Annotated in this window: 16 protein-coding genes; 14 read left to right on the top strand and 2 right to left on the bottom strand. The window is 62.5% G+C overall.

Going from position 1 to position 22,096, the window contains the following annotated elements; all coding sequences use genetic code 11:
* Positions 1 to 2 precede the first annotated feature (2 nt).
* Complete coding sequence (locus BFP90_RS16285) at positions 3 to 2,114, bottom strand: condensation domain-containing protein (RefSeq protein ID WP_065897385.1); 2,112 nt, start codon at positions 2,112 to 2,114, stop codon at positions 3 to 5.
* Between the two features lie 228 nt (positions 2,115 to 2,342).
* Here BFP90_RS16285 and BFP90_RS16280 point away from each other — a divergent pair, with 228 nt between their 5' ends.
* The 8 genes from BFP90_RS16280 (at position 2,343) to BFP90_RS16245 (ending at position 12,594) form a co-directional block, all read left to right on the top strand.
* A complete protein-coding gene (locus BFP90_RS16280) occupies positions 2,343 to 2,861 on the top strand; it encodes a sigma-70 family RNA polymerase sigma factor (RefSeq protein ID WP_065888161.1) in 519 nt (172 codons plus the stop codon).
* A 137-nt stretch (positions 2,862 to 2,998) separates the two neighbouring features.
* The gene (locus BFP90_RS16275; protein ID WP_065897381.1) at positions 2,999 to 4,777 is read left to right on the top strand and encodes an ABC transporter ATP-binding protein; all 1,779 of its coding nucleotides are present in this window, start codon (positions 2,999 to 3,001) and stop codon (positions 4,775 to 4,777) included.
* Positions 4,771 to 6,528, top strand: a complete 1,758-nt coding sequence (locus BFP90_RS16270) for an ABC transporter ATP-binding protein (protein WP_065891680.1) — start codon at positions 4,771 to 4,773, stop codon at positions 6,526 to 6,528. Before BFP90_RS16275 ends, BFP90_RS16270 begins: the two co-directional genes overlap by 7 nt.
* Complete coding sequence (locus tag BFP90_RS16265) at positions 6,525 to 7,469, top strand: ABC transporter permease (protein WP_083203258.1); 945 nt, start codon at positions 6,525 to 6,527, stop codon at positions 7,467 to 7,469. Before BFP90_RS16270 ends, BFP90_RS16265 begins: the two co-directional genes overlap by 4 nt.
* Positions 7,466 to 8,413 carry an iron chelate uptake ABC transporter family permease subunit gene (locus tag BFP90_RS16260; RefSeq protein WP_065897379.1) on the top strand — a complete coding sequence of 316 codons (948 nt, stop codon included), beginning with the start codon at positions 7,466 to 7,468 and terminating at the stop codon, positions 8,411 to 8,413. The genes BFP90_RS16265 and BFP90_RS16260 overlap by 4 nt, the downstream gene beginning before the upstream one ends.
* Complete coding sequence (locus tag BFP90_RS16255; RefSeq protein WP_065897377.1) at positions 8,410 to 9,192, top strand: iron ABC transporter ATP-binding protein; 783 nt, start codon at positions 8,410 to 8,412, stop codon at positions 9,190 to 9,192. The genes BFP90_RS16260 and BFP90_RS16255 overlap by 4 nt, the downstream gene beginning before the upstream one ends.
* Complete coding sequence (locus BFP90_RS16250; RefSeq protein WP_065897375.1) at positions 9,189 to 10,172, top strand: siderophore ABC transporter substrate-binding protein; 984 nt, start codon at positions 9,189 to 9,191, stop codon at positions 10,170 to 10,172. The genes BFP90_RS16255 and BFP90_RS16250 overlap by 4 nt, the downstream gene beginning before the upstream one ends.
* Positions 10,173 to 10,320: 148 nt before the next feature.
* Positions 10,321 to 12,594, top strand: a complete 2,274-nt coding sequence (locus BFP90_RS16245) for a TonB-dependent receptor (RefSeq protein WP_065897373.1) — start codon at positions 10,321 to 10,323, stop codon at positions 12,592 to 12,594.
* A 202-nt stretch (positions 12,595 to 12,796) separates the two neighbouring features.
* Here the strand turns inward: BFP90_RS16245 and BFP90_RS16240 are convergent, their stop codons facing one another.
* Positions 12,797 to 15,004: a TonB-dependent siderophore receptor gene (locus tag BFP90_RS16240; protein WP_240996949.1), complete on the bottom strand. Its 2,208-nt coding sequence runs from the start codon at positions 15,002 to 15,004 to the stop codon at positions 12,797 to 12,799.
* A 331-nt stretch (positions 15,005 to 15,335) separates the two neighbouring features.
* On the opposite strand from BFP90_RS16240, the gene BFP90_RS16235 reads away from it, so the two are divergent.
* The 6 genes from BFP90_RS16235 to BFP90_RS16210 form a co-directional block, all read left to right on the top strand.
* Positions 15,336 to 16,142 (top strand): ABC transporter ATP-binding protein, encoded by an 807-nt coding sequence (locus BFP90_RS16235; RefSeq protein WP_065888169.1) that lies wholly within the window; start codon positions 15,336 to 15,338, stop codon positions 16,140 to 16,142.
* The gene (locus BFP90_RS16230; RefSeq protein WP_065891674.1) at positions 16,139 to 17,122 is read left to right on the top strand and encodes a FecCD family ABC transporter permease; all 984 of its coding nucleotides are present in this window, start codon (positions 16,139 to 16,141) and stop codon (positions 17,120 to 17,122) included. The genes BFP90_RS16235 and BFP90_RS16230 overlap by 4 nt, the downstream gene beginning before the upstream one ends.
* A complete protein-coding gene (locus BFP90_RS16225) occupies positions 17,119 to 18,162 on the top strand; it encodes a FecCD family ABC transporter permease (protein WP_065891673.1) in 1,044 nt (347 codons plus the stop codon). The genes BFP90_RS16230 and BFP90_RS16225 overlap by 4 nt, the downstream gene beginning before the upstream one ends.
* Positions 18,163 to 18,190: 28 nt before the next feature.
* Complete coding sequence (locus BFP90_RS16220) at positions 18,191 to 19,129, top strand: ABC transporter substrate-binding protein (RefSeq protein ID WP_163003348.1); 939 nt, start codon at positions 18,191 to 18,193, stop codon at positions 19,127 to 19,129.
* A 151-nt stretch (positions 19,130 to 19,280) separates the two neighbouring features.
* Positions 19,281 to 20,273 carry a TauD/TfdA family dioxygenase gene (locus tag BFP90_RS16215; protein ID WP_130138465.1) on the top strand — a complete coding sequence of 331 codons (993 nt, stop codon included), beginning with the start codon at positions 19,281 to 19,283 and terminating at the stop codon, positions 20,271 to 20,273.
* Between the two features lie 67 nt (positions 20,274 to 20,340).
* The coding region (locus BFP90_RS16210) for a condensation domain-containing protein (RefSeq protein WP_141688969.1) at positions 20,341 to 22,096 on the top strand (1,756 nt) is incomplete at its 3' end.

Raw genomic sequence — 22,096 nt, 5'->3', positions numbered from 1 at the left:
GGTCAGACGCGGATGTGGTCCAGGGTGAGGGTATCGGCGCCAGGTGTCGCAAACAGCGCGAACATCTGCTCAATCGTGGCGCTCATGCGCGCCATCTGTTGTGCACTGTAACGGTCCGAACGGTAGGTCACCACCAGGCGCAATGCGCGCTTGCCGCCCAGCGTGTTTTCCATGATCTCGAACTGAATACCGAACATCGACTGGGTCTTTTCCGGGTCAATCTGGCGGTAGCGGATCGCGCCGTTATCCGGTGTGCGCAGGGCGCCGTTCAAGGCGTTGTTGGCGTGAATCTGGATGTACACGTCGAACAGCAGTCCATCCGCCGGGGTCATGCCCAGGGCCTGTTGAATCTGCTCCATCGGCACATCGGCGTAGGCCATCGAGTCGTTGATCAGGCGACTGACGTTTTCAATCAGGGCGCCGACGGCTTGCCGAGGATCGAATTGCACGCGGTGCGCGACCATGGTGGTGAAGTAGCCAACCGTGTCGTAATACGCCGGATCTGTGCGACCGGAAGCCGAGGTGCCCACGACCAGGTCTTTCAAATCGCCGAGCTTGTGCAGGGAGAGCACGATTGCCGAATAGACCACGCCGAACAGTGACGCGTTGTTCTGCCGGGCGAAGGCGTACAGGTGGTCGGTCGTGCCTTGGGTGGGCTTGATCTCGAACCACTGGGCCCTGGTCGATACCTGTGCCGGCGGTGCCTCGGAGGAGGGCAGCGTCAGGCCACGGGTGGCATCGCGCAGCATGCCGGTCCAGTAGTCGAGGTGCTTCTGGTTGATCCCGGCGGCTTGCTGGCGCACGGCGAATTCATGAAAGGACGGTGCCGGGCTTTTCCAGACGGGCGCTTTGTCGGCCGCTCGGGCCAGGTAGGCCTGGGCCAGTTCTTCCATCATCACGTTGAGCGACCATTCATCAATGGCCATGTGATGGACGAGCAGCGACAAGGTTTGCCGTTGATGTTGAGTGTCCTGAATGAAGCGCACCCGCAGGGGCAGCTCGCGGGTCAGATCGAACTGATAGGTGGCTTCGCTTTGCAGGGTGGCACCCTGGCTTTCGCGGCTGGGCCAGAACCACTTGAACTGCCCTAGCTGCGAGGTCGGCACGATTTGCTGGTATGCCTCGCCACGCTCGAAGTGGAAGGTGCTGCGCAGGCTGGCATGGCGCTCAAGCAGGTCATGGAATGCCTGCTCGAACAGCGCTTCATCCACCGGGTCGAGAAACTCCATGGCAAACGGCAGGTTGAAGATCGTGCCGAATTCGAAGGCGGCGTAAGCGCGTCCCAGGGACGCCTGGGCCAGTGCGAACGGCGCTTTTTGTACATCTTGCGACAAGCCGATGGCGGTCGTTGGTGCAGCGTTTTTCGCGATGACCCGGGCGCGTGCCGCCAAGGCGGTTGCCGAGGGTGCGCTGAAGAAATCGTTGAACTGGACTTCGATGCCGTGGCTGCTCGACAGCTTGCCGATGATGCGGGTGGCCAGCAGTGAGTGGCCGCCAAAGTCGAAAAAGTCATCCGTCGCCAGCATGCCCGGTTCCGCCAGGGCTTCGCGGAACTCGGCGAGGATAACGGCCGCGACTTCAGGTGTTTCGGTTTGGGCGGCGTTCTCGCCGATGTCCGCCTGGCGGTGCAGCCACGGCAGTGGCGTATCAGTGGTGTGCATGATCTTGCGGTACAGGTCGTTCGCCTGGCAGGTCTGGTCCAGAATCGGGTGCAGGACCAGCGCCAGGATGGGCGCATCCGGCGTTTGCATAATCAGCGCCTTGAATGGCGGCTGGTGTTCGGCGTCCCACGGCGCGGCTTGTTCGGAGAGCAGGTAGTGGCCGGCGTCACCGGTCACTTGAATGCGCTCGATGCACGCTTGCCAGTCGCGCGCCTGGACCTTGTCGACTTCGCCGTCATCGTTGAACTGATAGCGGGCATTGAGCTCGGGGATTGATTCGATCACCGCCTGGAGTGCCGACTCCAGCCTTGCGGGGTCGACATTTGCGTCGAGTTTCCACGCACTCAGGTGCTTTGAAATGCGTTCGGGATATTGCTGCTGCAAGAGCCAGATATGCGCTTCGTAATCAGTGGCAGATCGTTTTGAAAACGTATCTGGAGTGAGTTCCATCATGGAAGTTTCCCGCCTTATCAAACTGAACAGTCAGAAGTAGAGATGGCACCAAGTGCCGACAGACCCATCCTCGGTCTGGTGTAACGCCTGGGAACCCGGGCGTCAGAGGACGTGCAATCCGGTGCGTTGCAGGGGCTTTATGAACACCGTATGATCGCAAATAATAATCATACATATTCGCATTAGTCAAAATCTGATCGCGGGTGGATTCGTCTCAGGAGAGGTGTTGTGAACAACGGAGCGTTTGCGTCCAAACGGCAATTCGAAAAGCTGTACATCGACCATCACCGCTGGTTGTGCAGCCTGCTGCGGCGCAAGCTGGGCAATTCGTTGGATGCTGCGGATCTGGCCCACGATATCTATCTCAACCTCATCAAGAAGGGCCGCGTGCCTTCGATCGAAGACTCGCGCTGCCATTTGACCCAGATCGCCAAAGGCATGGTGATTGACCTCTATCGTCGCCGTCACCGCGAAGCCCGCCACCTGGAATCCCTGATGCAGCAGGCCGAACCGCTGGTGCCGTCCGAAGAGGAGCGGGCGCTGGCCGCCGAGGCGCTGGTGCAAATCGATGACGCGCTGCAGGCCAAACCGCCCAAGGCCCGCGAAGCACTGTTGCTGTGCAAGCTGCATGGCATGGGCCATCGGGACATCGCTGCCGAATTGAACGTGTCGGTGTCCTCTGTCGAAAAATACATCGCGGCGGGCCTGCGGGCCTGCCATCCCTTCGCATCGACGGCCGGGCTGTGAACAATTAAATCCGCAGCGCCATTGAGGGTTTCGTCGCGTCGTTCGAAATACACGGTAGGCACGATGCAAAACGCTCGAACGCAAAAGGACGCCAGGTACGCCACACGGTGGCCGGCAGTGGTTATTCAGGAGAGCTCATGAGCGTTAAAGACACACCCATCGGTTCGGTATCCCAGGTATTACGCCCCATTCGTGGGCGGCTGATACTTGCCGCGGTACTGGCCGCCCTTGGGACCATGCTGACCCTGGTGCCCCTGGCCGGCATCGCCCACATTGCGCGACTGGCCATGGGTGACGCAGCCAGTTGGGTCCAGCTGCAAGGCCCGGTCTGGCAAGTAGTCGGCGTCAGCCTGGCCTGCCTGTTCCTGGGCATGACCTTGATTTCGCTGGGGGAGATGGTCGCGCACCTGGCCGACAACCACATCACCGGCCACCTGCGCCAGGCCATCACCCGCCGGTTGGCCAGGGTGCCGCTGGGCTGGTTCACCCGTCGTGCTTCGGGTGAGGTCAAGCAGGCGATGCAGGATGACATCGGCACCTTGCACAGCTTGACGGCGCATTTTTTCACCACCCTCGGCCGTACGCTTGGGGCAGTGATCATCGCCATCCTCTACCTGTTTGCCATGGACTGGCGCATGGCGATTGTCTCGCTGCTGCCATTCCCGCTGTTTTTCCTGTTTTTCACCCGCGCCACCAAGGCCAGTGGCGCGAACATGCAAGCGTTCGGCGCCGGCATGATGCGCATCAACAATGCCGTGATCGAGTTCGTCAACGGCATTCCCGTGGTCAAGGCATTTGGCGCCGAGGGCAAGGCCCATGGCAGTTACCTGAGTGCGGTGGATGCTTTTGCCGCTGCGTTTACCGACTTCACCCGGCCACTGGTCAGTGCAATGGCCAACGCCCACGCCATGATCACGCCCGTGGCGGTACTCGGTGTGGTGCTGGCGTCCGGTACGTTGGGGGTGAGCCAGGGCTGGCTGGCTCCGGTGGACATCCTGCCGTTTGCGCTGGTCGCTCCAGGCATCTGCGCGCCGCTGTTGCTGCTGAGCTATATCACCCACGACCTGAACAACGCGACCGCCGCCGCCCAGCGCGTGCAGACCCTGCTGCAAACCCCGGTGCTCGAAACCCTGCCAGGCGCGTCAGCACCACTGCCGGCAAACGCTGAAATTCGCGTCGAACACCTGAGCTACCACTATAACGACGACGCCCCGGTGCTCCAGGACCTGAACTTCACCCTCAAGCCCGGCACCGTGACCGCCATCGTCGGCGCATCCGGTTCCGGCAAGTCGACCCTGGCGCGCCTGCTGCTGCGTTTTTTCGACCCTACCGAAGGGCGTATCACCCTGGGAGGTGTCGACCTGCGCCACATCGAGAGCACCCAGTTGTACCGGCGCATCGGTTTCGTTTTGCAGGAAGTACGCCTGATTCACGCCAGCCTGCGCGACAACATCGCCCTGGGCCGTCCCTCGGCCAGCCAGCAGGAAATCGAGGCCGCCGCGCGTATTGCGAACATCCACGAACGCATCCTGGACCTGCCACGGGGCTATGACTCGGTGATCGGTGAAGATGCACAGCTTTCCGGCGGTGAGTTGCAGCGCGTCAGCATCGCCCGCGCCGTGTTGCTCGACCCACCCGTGCTGGTACTGGATGAAGCCACGGCGGCAGCCGATGCCGAGAATGAGGTCAAGCTGCAACAAGCCCTGTCGCGATTCGCCCAGGGGCGCACGCTCATGGTGATCGCTCACCGGCTCGACACGGTGATGCACGCCGACCAGATCATCCTGATCGACAACGGCACCCTCTGCGAGCAAGGCACCCACGCCGAGTTGCTCGCGCGCAAAGGTCGCTACGCCAGGCTGTGGGCGTTGGGCGGTTATGAACAAGCCAAGGAACAGGCGGTGTCGTCATGCTGAAAACCTTTATTCAACTGCTCGGCGAAGACGCTTCGGTGCTGCGCCGCTACCTGGCGATGGCGCTGGTCTATGGCCTGCTCTGCGGGGTGACGATTGTCATGCTGGTGCCGATCCTCACCCACTTGTTGGCGGGGGATACCCGCGCCGCCGCGCAGTGGCTGATCGCGCTGGTCATCGGTGTGGTGGTGTGCTGGGCACTGCGACGCAGCGTCGAAAAAGCCGGCATCCGCGTCGGCATCGCCGTGCTCCAGCGCGGGCGCCACCGCCTTGGCGACCATGTGGCGCAGTTGCCCGTCGGCTGGTTCAGCGCGCACAACACGGCGCGGCTCAGCCACCTGGCGACCTCGGGCATGATGGAAATGGCGCAATTGCCCGCACACGTGTTCACACCACTGTTGACCGGTGTGGTCACGCCGGTGGTGATTCTCATCGCGCTGTTCATCCTGCACTGGCCAATGGGCCTGGTGGCCCTGGCGACCCTGCCGGTGCTGCTGGGCGTGTTCGTGTTGACGGCGCGGTTGGGGCAGCGAGCCGACCACGACTTCCAGCACAACGCCGCCCTGACCAGTCAGCGCATGGTCGAGTTCGCCCAGGCGCAGTCGGTACTGCGTGCCTTCAATGGCGAGGACGGCGGTACCCGGTTCCTCGAACAGGCCATCGGTCGCCAGCAGCAGGCTGCCAGGCATCTGATCCACGTATCGGCGATGTCGGTGGTGTTCAATGCGTGGGCGGTGCAGGCCGGTTTTGCTGCGCTGCTGGTGGCTGCCACCCTGTGGCTGGGCGACCTGCTGGGCGCCGGCCTGGAAGCAGGCTCGGTCATCGCCGTGATGATTACGCTATTGCTGGTCAGCCGCTTTATCGACCCGCTGCTGGAAGTGGCCGGCTACAGCGAAGTGTTGCGCGGTGCCCGTGGCCAGTTGGGCGCGGTGCGCGAGATTTTTGCAGTCAAGCCGCTGCCGCAGCCACAGGCCCCCGAGGCGCCTGTCGATAGCAGCGTCGAACTGCGCAACGTCAGTTTCGCCTATGCCGAGGGCCAGCCCGACGTGCTGCGCGAGGTCAGCCTGCGCATCGAACCGGGCAGCATGACCGCACTGGTGGGCGCTTCCGGCTCGGGCAAGACCACATTGGTGCGCTTGATCGCACGCTTCTTCGATGTGACCCAGGGCCACGTGAGCGTCGGCGGCGTGGACGTGCGCCAGATGTCCGGTGAGCAACTGGCCGGCCAGATCAGCCAGATTTTCCAGGATGCCTACCTGTTCCAGGGCAGCATTGCCGACAACATCCGTATCGGCAAACCAGCGGCCAGCGATGCCGAAGTGATGGACGCGGCGCGACAAGCCGGCGTGCTGGAAATCATCGAGCGACTGCCCCAGGGCCTGGACACACCGGTGGGCGAGGGCGGGGCACGCTTGTCCGGTGGCGAACGCCAACGGATCTCCATCGCCCGTGCGCTGATCAAGGATGCGCCGATCCTGCTGGTCGACGAAGCCACCGCGGCCCTTGATGCCGAAAACCAGGCCGCCATCGCCGAAGCGCTGGCGCGGCTGCGTGGCAAACGCACGCTGATCGTTATCGCCCACCAGCTGTCGACCGTGGTCATGGCCGACCAGATCCTGGTGCTCGATCAAGGCCGGCTCAGCGAGCAAGGTTCCCATGCCCAATTGAGCGCCCAACCCGGGCTGTATGCCCACTTTCTTGCCCAGCGCAGGGCGGCAAAAGGCTGGCGGATCGCGGGTGAGGACGCTTCTTGAGTCGTACAGCAGTAGTCGTCCTGTTTGTCGTGCTGTGCGGCCTGTCGCTGATGGTGGGGGTCAAGCAGGTGTCGTGGGTCGAGCTGCTGAGCTTTTCCGACGACGCCTGGCTGACCCTCACCGCCAGCCGGCTGCCACGCCTGGCCGCGCTGATCCTCACCGGGGTCGGGTTGGCCGTGTGCGGGGTGATCCTGCAGCAGATCGTGCGTAACCGCTTCGTCGAGCCCGGTACCAGCGGTGGGTTGGATGCCGCCAAGCTGGGCATCCTGATTTCCCTGACGGTCGCGCCGGGCGCCGGGGCCGCCGGCAGAATGCTGTTCGCCCTGGCCTTTTGCTTTGCCGCCAGCCTGATCTATGTCGCGATCATCCGGCGCATCCAGTTCAAGAACACCGTGATGGTGCCGGTGATCGGCCTGATGTACGGCAGCGTGCTGAGCGCCGTCGCCGAGTTCTACGCCTACCGCCACAACATCCTGCAGAGCATGCAGGGTTGGATGCTCGGCGATTTCTCGAAGATCGTGCAGGGCAATTACGAGATCATCTACCTGATCCTGCCCATTGTCGTGCTGACCTACCTGTATGCCCATCGTTTCACCGTACTGGGCATGGGCGAGGGCATGGCCAGCAGCCTGGGCCTGAACTACGCCGCCAACGCGGCGCTGGGCTTGATGCTGGTGGCCGTCACCGTCTCCGCCACAGTGATTACCGTGGGCGCGATTCCCTTCGTCGGGCTGGTGATTCCCAACCTGGTGGCCCTGCACTACGGTGAAAACCTGGAGCGCACGCTGCCCATCGTCGCCCTGTGCGGTGCCTCGTTGCTGTTGATTTGCGACATCCTCGGCCGCCTGCTGATCTACCCCTTCGAAGTGCCGATCGGCCTGACTGCCGGTTGCATTGGCGGTGTGGTGTTCCTGGTGCTGCTGATCCGGAAGTACACATGAGACACATGGCTACCCGTTATGGCCTTTGGCTGCTGGTCCTGTTGCTGGCCGTTGGGTTTCTGTTGCTGGGCTCGGGCCTGGATTTCGATTACGTCATTCCCAAGCGGCTTACCCGCCTGGCCGCAATCGGCATCGCCGGCGTGTGCATTGCGTATTCGTCGGTGATTTTCCAGACCATCGCCGGCAACCGCATTCTCACGCCGGCGATCATGGGCTACGAGGCGATCTACCTGTTGTTCCAGGCGTTGCTGATTCTGCTGCTGGGCACCCAGAGCCTGCTGCTGGGGCGTGACGGCAATGTGCTGTTATCGGTGCTGTTGATGCTCGGCTATTCGTGGCTCATCCACCGTTGGCTGTTGCGCAACGGCAGTCACAACGTGTACCTGCTGTTGCTGCTCGGGTTGGTGTTGAGCATGGTGATGGGCACCTTCACCCAATTCATCCAGTTGAAGATCAGCCCCGGGGAGTTCTCGATTTTCCAGGGATTCAACTACGCCTCATTCAACAAGGCGCAACCGGGGCAGGTGATCTATTCGGGCGTGTTGGCGGCGGCGGTGTGCTTCATCGCCCAGCGCACGTTGCCGGTGCTCGATGTCCTGGCCCTGGGACGTGACAAGGCGATTTCCCTGGGGGTCGATTACCCACGCAGCGTGCACCTGCAACTGGCGCTGATCGCCATTCTGGTGGCGGTGTCCACCAGTCTGGTGGGGCCGACCGCGTTCATGGGCGTGTTCGTCGCCAACATCGCCTACGCCCTGGCCGGCACCACGCGGCACCGGGTCACCTTGCCCCTGGGCTGTGCGATTGCCATTGGCATTTTCATCATCGCTCAGTACCTGGTGGAGCAATGGTTCAACTACAACACCTCCGTGAGCATTCTCATCAACCTGGTGTGCGGTGTGTATTTGCTCGCGCTGATGATCCGAACCCGAGGCACGGCATGATCTCTCTGCAACACGTCTACAAAGCCTATGGCGCCAAGCAGGTGCTGAGTGACGTCAGCGTGCAGTTCCCACCGGGGCAAGTGACCTCATTGATCGGCCCCAATGGAGCGGGCAAATCCACCTTGTTGATGTTGATCGCCCGTCTGTTGACGCCTACCCGTGGCGATGTACTGATAGGCGGGCGCAACATCGCCGACGTACCGGTGCGTGACTATGCCAAGCGCGTCGCCACCTTGCGCCAGTCGCCGGATTTCAACCTGCGCCTGACCGTCGAAGAGCTGGTGGCCTTCGGGCGTTTCCCCTACAGCCGAGGCGCACTCACCGCCCAGGACCGGGTGGTGATCGACGAAGCCATCGAGTTTCTTTCACTGCAACCGCTGCGCCTTTGCTACATCGACGAGCTCAGCGGCGGGCAGCGGCAGATGGCGTTCCTGGCAATGACCATCGCCCAGCAGACCGATTACCTGCTGCTGGATGAGCCGCTCAATAACCTCGACATGAAGCACGCTGTTCACATCATGCGCGCCTTGCGCCGCCTGTGTGATGAGCAAGGTCGCACAGTGATCCTGGTGGTGCATGACATCAACTTTGCGGCCAATTATTCCGACCATATCGTGGCGATGAAGGGCGGCGCTATCCACCGTCACGGCCCGGTCGACCAGGTAGTGACCGAGGCCAACCTGCGCGAGCTGTTCGACCTGGATTTCGAGATTCTGCACAGCCAACAAGGCTTCGTTTGCAACTACTTCAATCCATCACCTTCAAGGGAACTGACATGAGCACTGATCACACGAACAGAATGCGCGCGCTGCTGCTGACGATGGCCGTGGCGGCCGGGCTGCAGGGGTGTGACAAACCGGCACCGGAGGCCAAGGCCCCGGTCGCGGCGCAGGCGGCCTACGCGCCGATCACCATCGAGCATCCGCTGGGCACCACCGTGGTCACTCAGTTGCCCCAGCGGGTAGTGGCCTTCGACATGAGCGAGCTCGACACCCTGGATCAACTCGGGGCCCCGGTGGTCGGCATCGCCAAGGACTACGTCGCCAGCTTCCTCACTCGCTACCGTGACGACACGAATGTCGCGGATGTGGGCACGACCATCCAGCCCAACCTGGAGCGCCTGCATGCGCTCAAGCCCGACCTGATCCTGATCTCTCCGCTCCAGGCCCAGAGCTATAAGGAGCTCAGCCAGATCGCGCCAACCGTGTACGACGACGTGGACCTGACCAACAAAAAGGGCAATTTCATCGAGACCGCCAAGGCCCATATGACCCTGCTGGGGCGCATCCTCGCCAAGCCGGAACTGGCCCGCCAGAAAGTGGCGGAAATGGATGCCAAGGTCGAGCAGACCCGCCAAGTCACTGCCGGTCGCCCCGAGAAGGCCTTGATCGTGCTGCATAACAACGGTGCCTTTACCTCCTACGGCGTGAAATCACGCTACGGTTTTGTGTTCGACACCCTGGGCGTTAAACCGGCCAGCCCCGACATCGAGGCCGGCCTGCATGGCCAGCCGATTTCCAATGAGTTCATTCAGCAGGCCGACCCGGACATTCTGTACGTCATCGACCGCACGGCAGTGATGGAGCACCGCCCGGCCCTCGACCTCAAGAGCCTGGACAACCCCCTGTTGCGCAAGACCAAGGCATGGAACAACGGCCGCGTGATCTTCGTCGACGCCCAGACCTGGTACCTGTGCACGGCCAGTGTGACCTGCCTTAACCGCATGGCGGACGAGGTGGTGCAAGGCTACAAAGGCTGATCCAGACACGCGTTCGTGTACCCAAAGCCGCTGCCATTCCGGTCGCGGCTTTTTTTGCGAATATTTATCATTTAGATTGAGGGTTTGTGGTTCTGGTACGGAATCCTAGTGAATGCACTTCAATACTTCGCATCGAAAGGAATCCAGCATGTCGGAACACGGCCGCCCAACTCGCGCCCACCCTGATTTATCCCAGGCCACACCGCGTACTTTCCCGTTTACCTTGAACCGCACGTTCTGCGCCGTGCAGATGGCCTTGCTGCTCGGTTTGAGCGGCGGCTCGCTGGCCGTGTCGGCGGCGCCTGAACCGGAGGCGGCCACCGAGGTCCGGCCCGAAGCGGAAAAGAACCGCCTGGTGCTGTCGGAAACCACCATTGTGGGCGAGCGGCTCGCCGCAGACGACCTGCCACCTGCGTACGCGGGTGGGCAGGTCGCCACGGGCGGGCGTATCGGGCTGCTGGGCAACAAGGACTTCATGGAAACACCGTTCAACGCCATCAGCTACACCGATGAATTCGTGCGTAACCACCAGGCCAAGGACATCGGCTCGGTGATTGGTGCCACTGACCCGTCGGTCAACGTGCCGTCCAAGCGCTCCATCCTCGAAACCTTCTTCATCCGCGGCTTCAACACCAGCGCCAACGACGTCACCTTCAACGGCCTGGCCGGCATGGCGCCGAACCTGCGCGGTTCGACCGAACTGGCCGAGCGCATCGAAGTGCTCAAGGGCCCGTCCGCACTGCTCAACGGCATGCCGCCCGATGGCAGCGTCGCCGGCAGCATCAACATGGTGCCCAAGCGCGCCGCCGACGAACCGCTGACGCGGATCACCACCAGTTACGAATCCAGGGGGCTGTACGGCGCCCACGCTGACGTGGGTCGACGTTTTGGCGAGCAGAACCAGTTCGGTATCCGCTACAACGGCGTGTACCGCGATGGCGACACCAGCGTGAACGACCAGCAGCAAAAAATGCAACTCAACGCCCTGGGCCTGGACTGGCGCACTAAGCGCGTACGCCTGTCCCTGGACGCTTACAAGCAGCGTGAGCGCCTGGATGGCGCCACCTATTTCGGCATCGGCATCTCGCCGGCGGTCAATAAAGTGCCCAGCCCGAGGAAGGGCAACCACTCCCTGGCACCGGACTGGGCCTACACCATCAACGACACCGAAACCGTGCTGGTCCGTGGCGAGGTCGACCTGAATGACTCGCTCACCGCCTTTGCCGCCTATGGCCAGCGCGACGGTGGCCGCAATGCCCTGATGACCCGTGACACGCTGATCAACAACACCGGGGACATCAACGTGCTGGCTTATCGCTCGGACGGGCAGGGCACGCAGAAGTCCGGTGAAGCCGGCCTCAAGGGCACGTTCGACACCGGCCCGGTAGGCCACGCCTGGTCTGTGGCCGCCACCCAGTACAAAACGGAGATGAGCTACAAGGACTTGATGATCCCCAACTATGTGGTCACCAACTACGACAACCTCGACTTCGGCCCGACACCGCCCCTGGGCAAATATGGCGCCGTCACCTCCCGCAGCGAAGCCAAGCTGAGAAGCTTTGCGTTCCTCGACACCCTGTCGTTCCTCGATGGCCGCGTGCAATGGACCGTAGGCTGGCGCAACCAGACCGTGGAAAGCGCCGGCCTGACGCCGGCCCGGGTCAAGACGTCCCGCTACAGCGACAGCAAGGTGTCGCCGGCGACGGCGTTGCTGGTCAAGGTCACCGACGACGTTTCGCTCTATGCCAACTACATCGAAGGGTTGTCCCAAGGAGGCACGGCACCCACCAGCGCCGCCAACTCGGGTGAAATCCTCAGCCCTTACCAGACCAAGCAGTATGAGGCCGGCGCCAAGTTCGACCTGGGCACCTTCGCCACCACCCTGGCCGTGTTCCAGATTGAAAAACCCAGCGCCTACACCGACCCTGTCACCAATATCTACGCCACCAACGGCGAGCAGCGTAACCGTGGCGTGGAATGGAGTTTCTTCGGTGAAGTCCAACCCGGCCTGCGCCTGATGGGCGGCGCGTCCTATACCCAGGCTGAGCTGACCAAGGCGTTGGTCAAATCCAACGAAGGCAACCAAGTGACCGGCGTACCTAAGATCATCGCCAAACTGGGCGCCGAATACGACCTGGAAACGGTGCCGGGCCTGACCCTGACCGCCAACACCAACTACGTGGGCCGCCGCTACGTCACCGACGACCATCGTATGGAACTGCCGTCCTACACCGTGTTTGACGTGGGCGGCCGCTACACCACCAAGGTCATGTCCAAGCCCGTGACCTTGCGCGCCAATGTCGAAAACGTGGCCAACCGTGCCTACTGGATCGGTTCGTACAGCGGCGGCGACGGCAGCGGATTGTCCGGTGGCCTGGGTACGCCGCGTACGCTGCAGCTGTCGGCGTCGGTGGATTTCTAACCTTTAACCCGAGCGTGGGGGCGTCCGAGGATGCCGCCATGCCGGGTTGGCAAAGCGTTACGAACTCTCTGACGCATCGTGGGAATTAATCAAGGATCTGGTTTCTCCAGAGCGGAGAATGGGTCGCCCACTGCCTCTGTCAGTCAGGCAGGTAAGGCCGCGCGCCGCAGCAAGGGGCTTGCTCGGCGCGCGGAGCGGCGGGTCACCAGTTGAAGTTCACCGAGGTCAGCAGGGTGCGCTCGTCACCGTAGAGGCAGGTGGAGAAACTGCACTGCGCGTAGCGCTTGTCGGTCAGGTTGTTGGCGTTGACGGTCACGTCCCAGTGTTCGTCGATCCGGTAGCGCGCCATGGCGTCGAACAGGGTATAGGCTGGCATGGCCGAATCCATACCCGAGGCCTGTGTTGTGCCCATGTAGCGAGCGCCGGCGCCCACGGTCAGTTTCGGAATGCCCCAGTTGACGAAGTCGTAGCGGGTCCACAGGGCTGCCTGGTGGTAGGGCGTTTCGTCGGTACGTTGACCCACTTCGGCGGCGATCGCGCTCTTGGTGGTGCGTGCATCGGTATAGGCGTAGGTGGCGATCACGCTGAGTGCCGGGGTGATATCCGCCTTGGCTTCCAGCTCCAGACCGCGGGAGCGTTCCTCGCCGGTTTGGCGGAACTCGTCGGTCGCTGGATCCTGCTTGAGCACGTTGGTCTGGGTCAGCTCGTAGACGGCTGCGCTGAGCAGCATATTGCTGTCCTTGGGCTGATAGCGCACACCCACTTCGTACTGTTTGCCTTCGGTGGGGGTGAAGGTCTGGCCGGTGACTTGCGCAACGGAAACCGGGAAGAACGACTCGCTATAGCTGATGTAGGGCGCCAGGCCGTTGTCCGCCAGGTAGACCAGGCCTGCGCGCCAGGTGGTGGCTTCGTCGCTTTGGCTGGCCTTGGCGCCATTGCGATGCGCTGTCTGCTGCTGGTCAGCCCAGTCGTGGCGGCCACCCACCTGCAGGACCCATTTGTCGCCGAACTTGATCTGATCCTGGAAATAGGCACCTTTTTGCAGCATGTCGAGCTGCGAGCCACGGTCTAAGGAGCGGTTTTTGTTGACCACTACGGGCTGACCATAGTTGTAGCGACTCAGGTCCAGGCTGGGGGCTGCGCCTCGGAAGTTATGGGAGTCGTAGGAAGTGTCATAGCCGTCGAAACCGACCAGAACGGTGTGCTCGACGCTGCCGAGCTGCCATTTCGATTCGATATTGGTGTCGCTGCCCAGGGTTCGAGCACGCTCACGGCGATCACTGTATTGCCGTGCAAGGATGCCGGTGTTGGCGGCATTGCGGATAGCCGCTGCGGACGTCTGAGCTTGCAGGTAGTTCCACTTCACATCGGACTCGGAGTAACGCAGCTTGTGATTAAGCGTGAAGTGTTCGTTGAAGTGGTGGGTGAATTCGTACCCCAGGGCCGACATCTCGCCATTCATGTCGTCGTAGCCCGGCTCGCCGATGAAGTCGTGGCGGCCGATCTTGAAGGTGCCGTCACCCGCACCTTTGACCAACTGATAGGGCAGGGGTGCGGGGAAACGCGTATCGGTCTTCTGGTAGAAGGACAGCAGGGTCAGCGATGTGTCTTCGTCAGGGCGCCAGGTTAGCGCCGGGGCGATGTAGATCTTGTCGTCGTTGAGATGATCCTGCTGGGTGTCGCTGTTGCGGCTGAGCAGGGTCAGGCGATAGCTCAGGGTGTCGCTACCGGGCAGTGCGCCGCTGAAATCGGCGGCGAGCTGCTTGCGGTCATTGGAGCCCGTCTGCAGTTGCAGCTCATGAAGCGGCGTTTCGGTTGGGCGCTTGCTGACGCCATTTACCATGCCGCCGGGCGAGAGCTGGCCGTAGAGCACCGAGGCAGCGCCGCGAATGACCTCGACGCGCTCCAGGCCATAGGGTTCCTGAATGCCGTCGTAGGAGTTGTTCTGCAGGCGCAGGCCGTCGCGCAGCGAGCCGCCGGTGGCGGATTCGACGGAGAAGCCGCGCATGCGGAAGCGGTCCGCAGTGCGGTTGAACGAGGTCGCGCTGGCGGTGAACCCTGGCGTGTAGCTCAGCGCCTGGGCCAACGTTTCCGCCTGGCGGTCGCGGATCTCGTCGCTCGTCACCACCGACAGCGACTGCGGCGTCTCGGTGATCGGCGTGTCAGTCTTGGTAGCGCTCATGTTGCGTTTGGCTACATAGCCGACCACATGTTCGGTGGGCTGCTCAACGCTTTGCCCGGTAACGTTGATGGCATCAATCTCCAACGGCGCAGCCGTGGCTGCCGGGTTGGTCTCAGCGGCATGCAGGCTGCCCGAGCCCAGGCTGGCAATGGCCAGTGCTAGCGCGGTAATGCTGAAGGCTGGGCGTCGGGCGAAACGTTCGTGGCTTAGGTGCGTAACCTGGCGCATGGTGAAGGTACATCCTCTGGTCTTCTGGTATGTGTGCGCAATGCGGAGGACTTTCTGTGTTCCTTCACGCCAGTGCGCCGTGGCAGTCAGCAATAGCGCGCGAACTCTACATCTAAATGAGAAATATTTGTACTAGCTCACGCGTTATTGTCATCACCAAGATATTACTGCAAGCTAATGCGCATAAATGTTCAAGGCCTGGACGCTGCCCGATAGGCAATGTCCGCCCTGAGCTGGACGAGATTCGCGGTGAACCCGCATGCCCGGCAATCTGCGCTGGCTCTGAGCCAAGAGGGCGCTGGCGCGGTGGTTCGAATTCGAGTGTGTATGCATGTTGAAAGCGATGGGGCTTCATCTTCAATTCGACGAATTGAAGGTGCTCGATGACATCAGTCTGACCATTCACGAAGGCTGCTTTACCGCATTGATCGGGGCCAATGGTTGTGGCAAGACCACGTTGCTGAACGTGCTGGCGCGCATGCTACGCCCGGCCAGCGGCGACGTACTGCTGCAGGGGAAGCCTCACGTTCAGCTCTCGCGACGTGATCTGGCCAGGCAAATAGCGCTGTTGCCGCAACGCACCGCTTCGCCTGCCGGGATAACCGTGCGCGAGCTGGTCATGCAGGGGCGCTACCCCTGGCAAAGCTGGTGGCAGCAGTGGAGTGACGCCGATCAGCAGGCGATCGACCGCGCCGTGGCACTGGCCGACGTCGGCATGCTGCTGGACCGCACCCTGACCAGCCTGTCCGGAGGGCAGTTACAGCGCTGCTGGATTGCCATGACTCTGGCGCAGGAGACCCCGGTCATCCTGCTCGACGAGCCCACCACCTTTCTCGACATCGCTCATCAGATCGCCTTGCTCGAATTGCTCGCCGATCTGCGTGACCAGGGACGCACTGTCGTCGCGGTTCTGCATGACCTCAACCAGGCCGCGCGCTACGCCGATCAACTGGTGATGTTGCGCCAGGGCAAGGTGCACGCCCAGGGCACGCCCGCCGAGGTCTTCACTGCGGCCAACCTCAAGGCGGTGTTCGATCTGGATGCGCATATTCTCATCGATCCACATTCCGGTGATCCTCTGTGCGTGCCGGCTTCGCCTGCGCGCATTCGCGCACTCCACAGCCAGGTAGCCCGATGACGGGTGGGTGGCGCTGGTCGATCTGGTTATCGATCTTGATCGGCATCGGTCTGGCGTCGACGCTGCACCTGGCCGTGGGGGCCAAGTCGATCCCCTGGAGCGATGTCTGGCAGGCGCTGCTGGCGTATGACCCGAGTAATTCTGATCACAGTGTCATCCGCGGTTCGCGCCTGCCGCGCCTGTGGGTGGCGATGGTTGTGGGCGCCTGCCTGGGGCTGGCCGGCACGGTGATGCAGGCGGTGGGCGACAATCCATTGGCCGACCCGGGCATCCTCGGCATCAACAGTGGTGCGGCCTTGTTCGTGGTGATTGGCTTGCTGGTGCTACCCGGCAATGACATGACCATGATTCCCCTGTTTGCCTTCAGCGGCGCTCTGGTGGCCGCCATCGGCGTCATGCTGCTGGCCGGGCGCACGCCCAATCCGGTGCGCCTGACGCTTTCGGGAGCGATGATGGCCGCGCTGTTCGGCGCCATCACCGCGATTCTGCTGTTGCTCGATCAGCAGGGGCTGGACAGCCTGCGTCGCTGGCTGACCGGCTCGCTGGGTATCAGCGGGGCAAACCTGCCAAGCTGGCTCTGGCCCTACCTGATCGTCGGCATGTTGCTTTGCCTGATCAACGTGCGGGCGTTGAATGCCTATCGGCTGGGCGCGCAGGTGGCCTCCAGCATGGGCGTCAACCTGTTGCGGATGCGGCTGTTGAGTTTGGCGGCCGTGGTGCTGCTGTCCGGTTGCGCGGTGGCGTTGGCTGGCCCCATCGGTTTTGTCGGGCTGGTAGTGCCCCATGCGGCGCGGCTGCTGGTTGGCCACGACCTGCGGCAGCTAATGCTGGCCGCGCCGCTGCTGGGCGGCTTGCTGCTGGTGCTGGCCGATATAGTGGCGCGCACCCTCGTGAGCCCGTACGAACTCAATACCGGCATCGTCACCGCGCTGATTGGCGGCCCGGTATTCGTCGCGCTGGTACTGAGGAAGCTCAAGTGAGTCGCTGGCTGACTACGCCAAGGCGTTGCCCCGGGTTGCCCTGGGTCGGCCGACCCATCGATGTGCTGGCGGCGTTGGTGCTGCTCTTGTTGCTGATGGGCCTAACGTTGTACGCGGCGAGCGTAGGCAGCTACACGACGGGCATGGCTCAGCTCTGGCAGAGCCTGTTCGCCGATGATGAGACGGCGCTGGCGGCCAGCGTGCTGTGGGAGTTGCGTCTGCCGCGTATCCTGCTGGCGATACTCGGGGGCGCGGCGATGGCTCTGGCTGGCGTGTTGATGCAGTCACTGACGCGTAACCCACTGGCTGCGCCGGGATTGGTCGGGGTGGAGGCGGGCGCCAGCGTCACCATGCTGCTGATCCTGGTGCTGTGGCCGGAGGCCTTGCCGCTGTCGCTCTATCCCCTGGCAGCGTTGCTCGGCGGTCTGGCGGTGGCGCTGTTTATCGTCGCGCTATCCTGGCGCGGCGGCATTGCCCCGCTGCGTCTGATTCTGGTTGGCGTGGGGCTCACGGCCATGCTCGGTGCCGTCGCCGATCTGCTGATCACCTACGGCAATATCGATCGGGTCGAATCGGCGCTGATGTGGCTTGGCGGCAGCCTGCATCGCAGTGGTTGGCCGCAGGTGCAGAGCCTGCTGATCTGGCTGCTGGTGGCGGGCACGCCCCTGTTGTTCTGTCATCGCCAGCTCAATCTCCTGCAACTGGGCGAGAGCGTGGCGCTCAGTCGCGGCCTGAATGCACCGGTGATAATGCTCTTGCTGTTGCTGTGCAGCGTCACGTTGACGGCGGCAACGGTGGCCAATATCGGCGTGATGACCTTCGTTGGTCTGGTCGCGCCGCACCTGGCGCGGCAGTTGTGCGGTGACCGGCATGGCGCGTTATTGCCGCTGTCGGCCCTGTTCGGGGCCGTACTGGTTCTGCTGGGTGACACTTTGGGGCGCGGCTTGCTGCCGCCGTTGCAACTGCCGGCCGGTCTGGTGGTGGCGATTATCGGTGCGCCTTATCTGTTGGTTTTGCTGGCGCGGCAACGCAACCGTTGACGCGTGGTCACTTAAGGATATGACGAAGATGCTGGTGAAGTTCAAAGCCCTTTCCCTGATAGCCTGTGTACTGTTGGGCCTGAGTTCGATGCAGGCCGTCGCCGCCGAAACCCGTGTCTTCGAGAACCGTTTCGGCCGTGTCGAGGTACCCGTCGCACCGCGTTGCGTGGTCTCCCTGCATGACCTCAGCCTGACAACCCAACTGCTCGAACTGGGCATAACCCCGTGCGGGTCCACGGGGCGCAAGAAGATGTTCTCGGACGCGTTGTTCCGTGGCGCTCAGCAGCGCTTCGATGTCTCCGGTATTCGCTATGTGGGTTCGCACCAGTCACCCGATCTCGAGGCCATCGCGGCGCTCAAGCCTGACCTTATCATCGGACTGTCCTATCACCAGGACCTGAAAGAGCGCCTCAGCCGCATTGCCCCGGTGGTGCTGCTGCCGGCGCGCGAGACCGACATCAAGACTTACGCCAAGGAGCTGGCCGAACTGGTAGGCAAGCAGCAGCGCTACCAGAAGCTGCTGAACGAATACGAATGGATCGTCGGCGAATTCGCCAAGCGGGTGAAGGAGCCGGGGCGTATCACGGTCACCACCCTGGAGGTGTATCCGGACGGTTTCCAGCTGATCGGCCGTTCCGGCATGGATGACGTAATCGCCGACTTCGGCCTGGGGCGTGTGTCGGCCTTCAAGGAGGCGCGTCAGAACGTGCCCTACAGCCTGGAGCGCATTGGCGACTTCGACAGTGATTTCATCATCGATACCTATGAGGAAATGCTCGGTTCGCAGGCTGGCACCGAGGCCTTCCGCCGTTCGCCGCAGTGGCAGAACCTGTTCGCGGTGAAGAACCATCAGTTCCTGTATTTCAACCGAAGTCGTTTTGCCGACACCATGCAGGGCATGATCGGCTCGGCCTACCTGCTGCTGTCGCATATTGGCGAGCGCGATTACAACCTGCAGGAAAAGTGATCCATCCAGCCTGGGTAAGCGGCTGCGGCCGCGCAGGTGATGGCTAAATAGTGCCCAGGACCTTATGTTTAAGTAATATTAATTCCTGTTTGATAATGAGTCGGTTTTGCGATAATTTTGTGCCCCTCGTCAGTAGCACAAAGGAACGCAGATGCTTACCGATTTGCTCAACCGCGCAAACCATTCACTCGATGAGGTTCAGGCGGGTGTCGAGGGACCGCTGCCCTTCGTGTTGCGGGCCCCTGTGCCAGGCGACTCCTGGCGTGATCACGCAGAGCTGATCCGGCGTGCCGCCGACAGCAACCTGCAGACCACCGGTGGCATCCTCTTTCGCGATTTCGCCTTTCGCGACGCTAACGACTTCGAGGAGTTCGCCCGCTGTTTCGGTCACGAACTGCTGACCTACGACTACGCCTCCACGCCACGCACCAAACTCAACAGCCGCGTGTATACGTCGACCGAATACCCCGCCCACCAGGTCATTCCGCTGCACAACGAGCAGTCCTACTCGTTGAACTGGCCGATGAAAATCTGGTTTCACTGCATCCAGACCGCGCCGGTCGGCGGTGAGACGCCCATCGCCGACAGTCGCCTGGTCTACCAGCGCATCGATCCCGCCATCCGCCAGCGTTTCGCCGACAAGCGCCTGATGTACGTGCGCAACTATGGCAATGGTCTGGATCTCTCCTGGCAGCAGGCGTTCAGCACCGAGGATCGCAGCGAGGTCGAGCGCTTCTGTCGGCTCAACCACATCGACTTCGAGTGGAAGGACGACGGCGAGCTGCGCACGCGCCAGGTCTGCCAGGCCGTCGCGCAGCACCCGGTCACCGGGGAGTGGGTCTGGTTCAACCAGGCGCATCTGTTCCACATCTCCAACCTCCCCGAAGCGCTGCGCGAAACGCTGGTGTCGATCGTCGGCGAGGAGGGCGTGCCGCGTAACGTCTTCTACGGTGATGGCTCGCCCATCGAGCTGGAGGCGCTGGAGCATGTGCGCGATGTCCTGCAGCGCACCCAGATCAGCTTCCCCTGGCAGGCGGGCGATGTGCTGATGCTCGACAACATGCTGGTCGCCCATGGCCGCTCCACCTTTCAGGGGGCACGCAAGGTGGTGGTGGCCATGGCTGAGCCCGCCTCGGCCGTCTGACGCTGAATAATCCTCGAAGCCACTGCCAGGGTGGCTGACCTCGAATCCGCACGATGAAGGACGACACATGCTCGATCGCTTGATGCATGACTGCTGGCTGCGCGGTATCCGCCTGTCCGCGAGCGAAGGCCGCCTGATGATTTCCACGGGCTTGCCTGAGGCTCTGAGTACCGAGTTGGAGCGTGAGCTGCACGTGCGCAGTGCGGAAATTCTGCCCTGGTTGGCGCTTCACCCTGACTATTTCCAGGCGCGCCCGCTCAACGATAACGAGCGGGCCCTGTGGTTCCTGCAGCGTATGGAGCCCGGCAGTTGCGCCTACAACATCGCCCTGGCCGGGCGTATCAGGCCGCAGTACCTCTGGGCAGATCTGCCGCATCGTCTGGAGCGGGCCTGGCAGACGGTGCAGCAGCGTTATCCGCACCTGTGCAGCGCCTATGTCGAACGTGATGACGAGTTGCTGCAGTGGGACAGCCGCCCGCAGCCCACCTCATTGCAATGCGAAATCCGGCAGGACGCGGATGCCGCCAGTGTGCAGCAACGTGTCATTGAGTTGGCCGACAAACCCTTCGATCTGGCTGCCGGTGAGGTCAGCCGACTGGTGCTGTTGAGCAACCAGTTGGGCGACCGTGTCGAGCATACGCTGCTGCTGGGCATCCACCATATCGCTTCCGACCTGACCACGTTCGACGTGCTGTTCGGTGAGCTGTTCGCCCTGGTCGATGGCGACGTGCTTGCCGATGTCGACCCCGAGGCCTATCGCAACTGGGGCAGCGCGTTGTACCTGCGCAGCGAGGCGATCGAGGCCGAGGAACTGACCTGGTGGCAGGCGCAACTGGCCGAAGCGCCGGCGCTGGACCTGCCCATCGACTTCGCCCGTGGCAGCACCCAGGGCTTCGAGGGCGCAGAGCTGTCGTTCCATTTTGGCGCGGACAACAGCGAGCGGCTGCGTGCGGTCGCCAAACGCCTGGGCGTGACGCCCTACGTCTATTGGTTCTCACTGTTCCAGCAATTTCTCGGGGTGCTGTCCGGGCAGGATGATTTCGTTCTCGGTACGCCCAGTGGCTGGCGCCTGAAGCGCGAGCAGGCTGAACTGCCGGGCTATCTGGTCAACCCGTTGCCGGTGCGCTGCCGTTTGCGCCGTGACCTGTCCAGTGCTGAGTGGGCCAAGCAGGTGGCGGCCACTGTCCGGCAGACCTTGCGCCATCGTCACTATCCCTTCGCGCGCCTGGCCAAGCATCTGGATCTGCCGCGGCAAATGGGCCGGGCACCGGTGTTCCAGCACATGTTCACGCTGAACAAGGAGCGTGACGTGCCGTTCGAGCGCTACATCGAGCGCATGATTGGCGAGCAGCGTGGTGCGGCCCACGAATTGAACCTGGTGATCATCGATGACCTGCCCGAGTTCGTCGGGCGCTGGCGTTACAGCAAGGCGCTGTATCGGCGCGAGAGCGTCGAGCGCTTCCAGGCGCAGTTCATTGCCCTGGTCATGGCGGCCCTGGAGCAGCCGGACGTGCCGTTTGCCGAATTGGACTGGCTGCCTCTCGACCAGCGTTCGCAATTGTCTGGCGAATGCCTGCCGGTACCGGAAGAGAGCGCCTGGAACGCTTTTGCCAAACACTGCATGGAGAATCCCCAGGCCATCGCCCTGGAGGATCAGCAGGGGCAACTGAGCTATGCCGAACTCGCCAGCGCCGTGGTCGCCCGTGGCGAGCGCCTGCACGGTTCGCTGAGTGCGAGCGGTGATCGGGTTGCCCTTTGCCTGCCGCGCAGCCGCGAACTGGTGATGCACATGCTCGCCGCCTGGCAGTGTGGCGCGACCTATC

This window comes from Pseudomonas sp. 24 E 13, from assembly GCF_900004715.1.
Taxonomy (GTDB): domain Bacteria; phylum Pseudomonadota; class Gammaproteobacteria; order Pseudomonadales; family Pseudomonadaceae; genus Aquipseudomonas; species Aquipseudomonas orientalis_A.
This window is presented reverse-complemented; position numbering and strand designations above follow the sequence as displayed.

Coding starts and splice junctions, on each gene's coding strand:
- BFP90_RS16285 (WP_065897385.1), bottom strand. CDS start 2,114: ATGATGGAACTCACTCCAGATACGTTTTCAAAACGATCTGCCACTGAT.
- BFP90_RS16275 (WP_065897381.1), top strand. CDS start 2,999: ATGAGCGTTAAAGACACACCCATCGGTTCGGTATCCCAGGTATTACGC.
- BFP90_RS16235 (WP_065888169.1), top strand. CDS start 15,336: ATGTTGAAAGCGATGGGGCTTCATCTTCAATTCGACGAATTGAAGGTG.
- BFP90_RS16270 (WP_065891680.1), top strand. CDS start 4,771: ATGCTGAAAACCTTTATTCAACTGCTCGGCGAAGACGCTTCGGTGCTG.
- BFP90_RS16250 (WP_065897375.1), top strand. CDS start 9,189: ATGAGCACTGATCACACGAACAGAATGCGCGCGCTGCTGCTGACGATG.
- BFP90_RS16260 (WP_065897379.1), top strand. CDS start 7,466: ATGAGACACATGGCTACCCGTTATGGCCTTTGGCTGCTGGTCCTGTTG.
- BFP90_RS16230 (WP_065891674.1), top strand. CDS start 16,139: ATGACGGGTGGGTGGCGCTGGTCGATCTGGTTATCGATCTTGATCGGC.
- BFP90_RS16215 (WP_130138465.1), top strand. CDS start 19,281: ATGCTTACCGATTTGCTCAACCGCGCAAACCATTCACTCGATGAGGTT.
- BFP90_RS16220 (WP_163003348.1), top strand. CDS start 18,191: ATGCTGGTGAAGTTCAAAGCCCTTTCCCTGATAGCCTGTGTACTGTTG.
- BFP90_RS16240 (WP_240996949.1), bottom strand. CDS start 15,004: ATGCGCCAGGTTACGCACCTAAGCCACGAACGTTTCGCCCGACGCCCA.
- BFP90_RS16255 (WP_065897377.1), top strand. CDS start 8,410: ATGATCTCTCTGCAACACGTCTACAAAGCCTATGGCGCCAAGCAGGTG.
- BFP90_RS16245 (WP_065897373.1), top strand. CDS start 10,321: ATGTCGGAACACGGCCGCCCAACTCGCGCCCACCCTGATTTATCCCAG.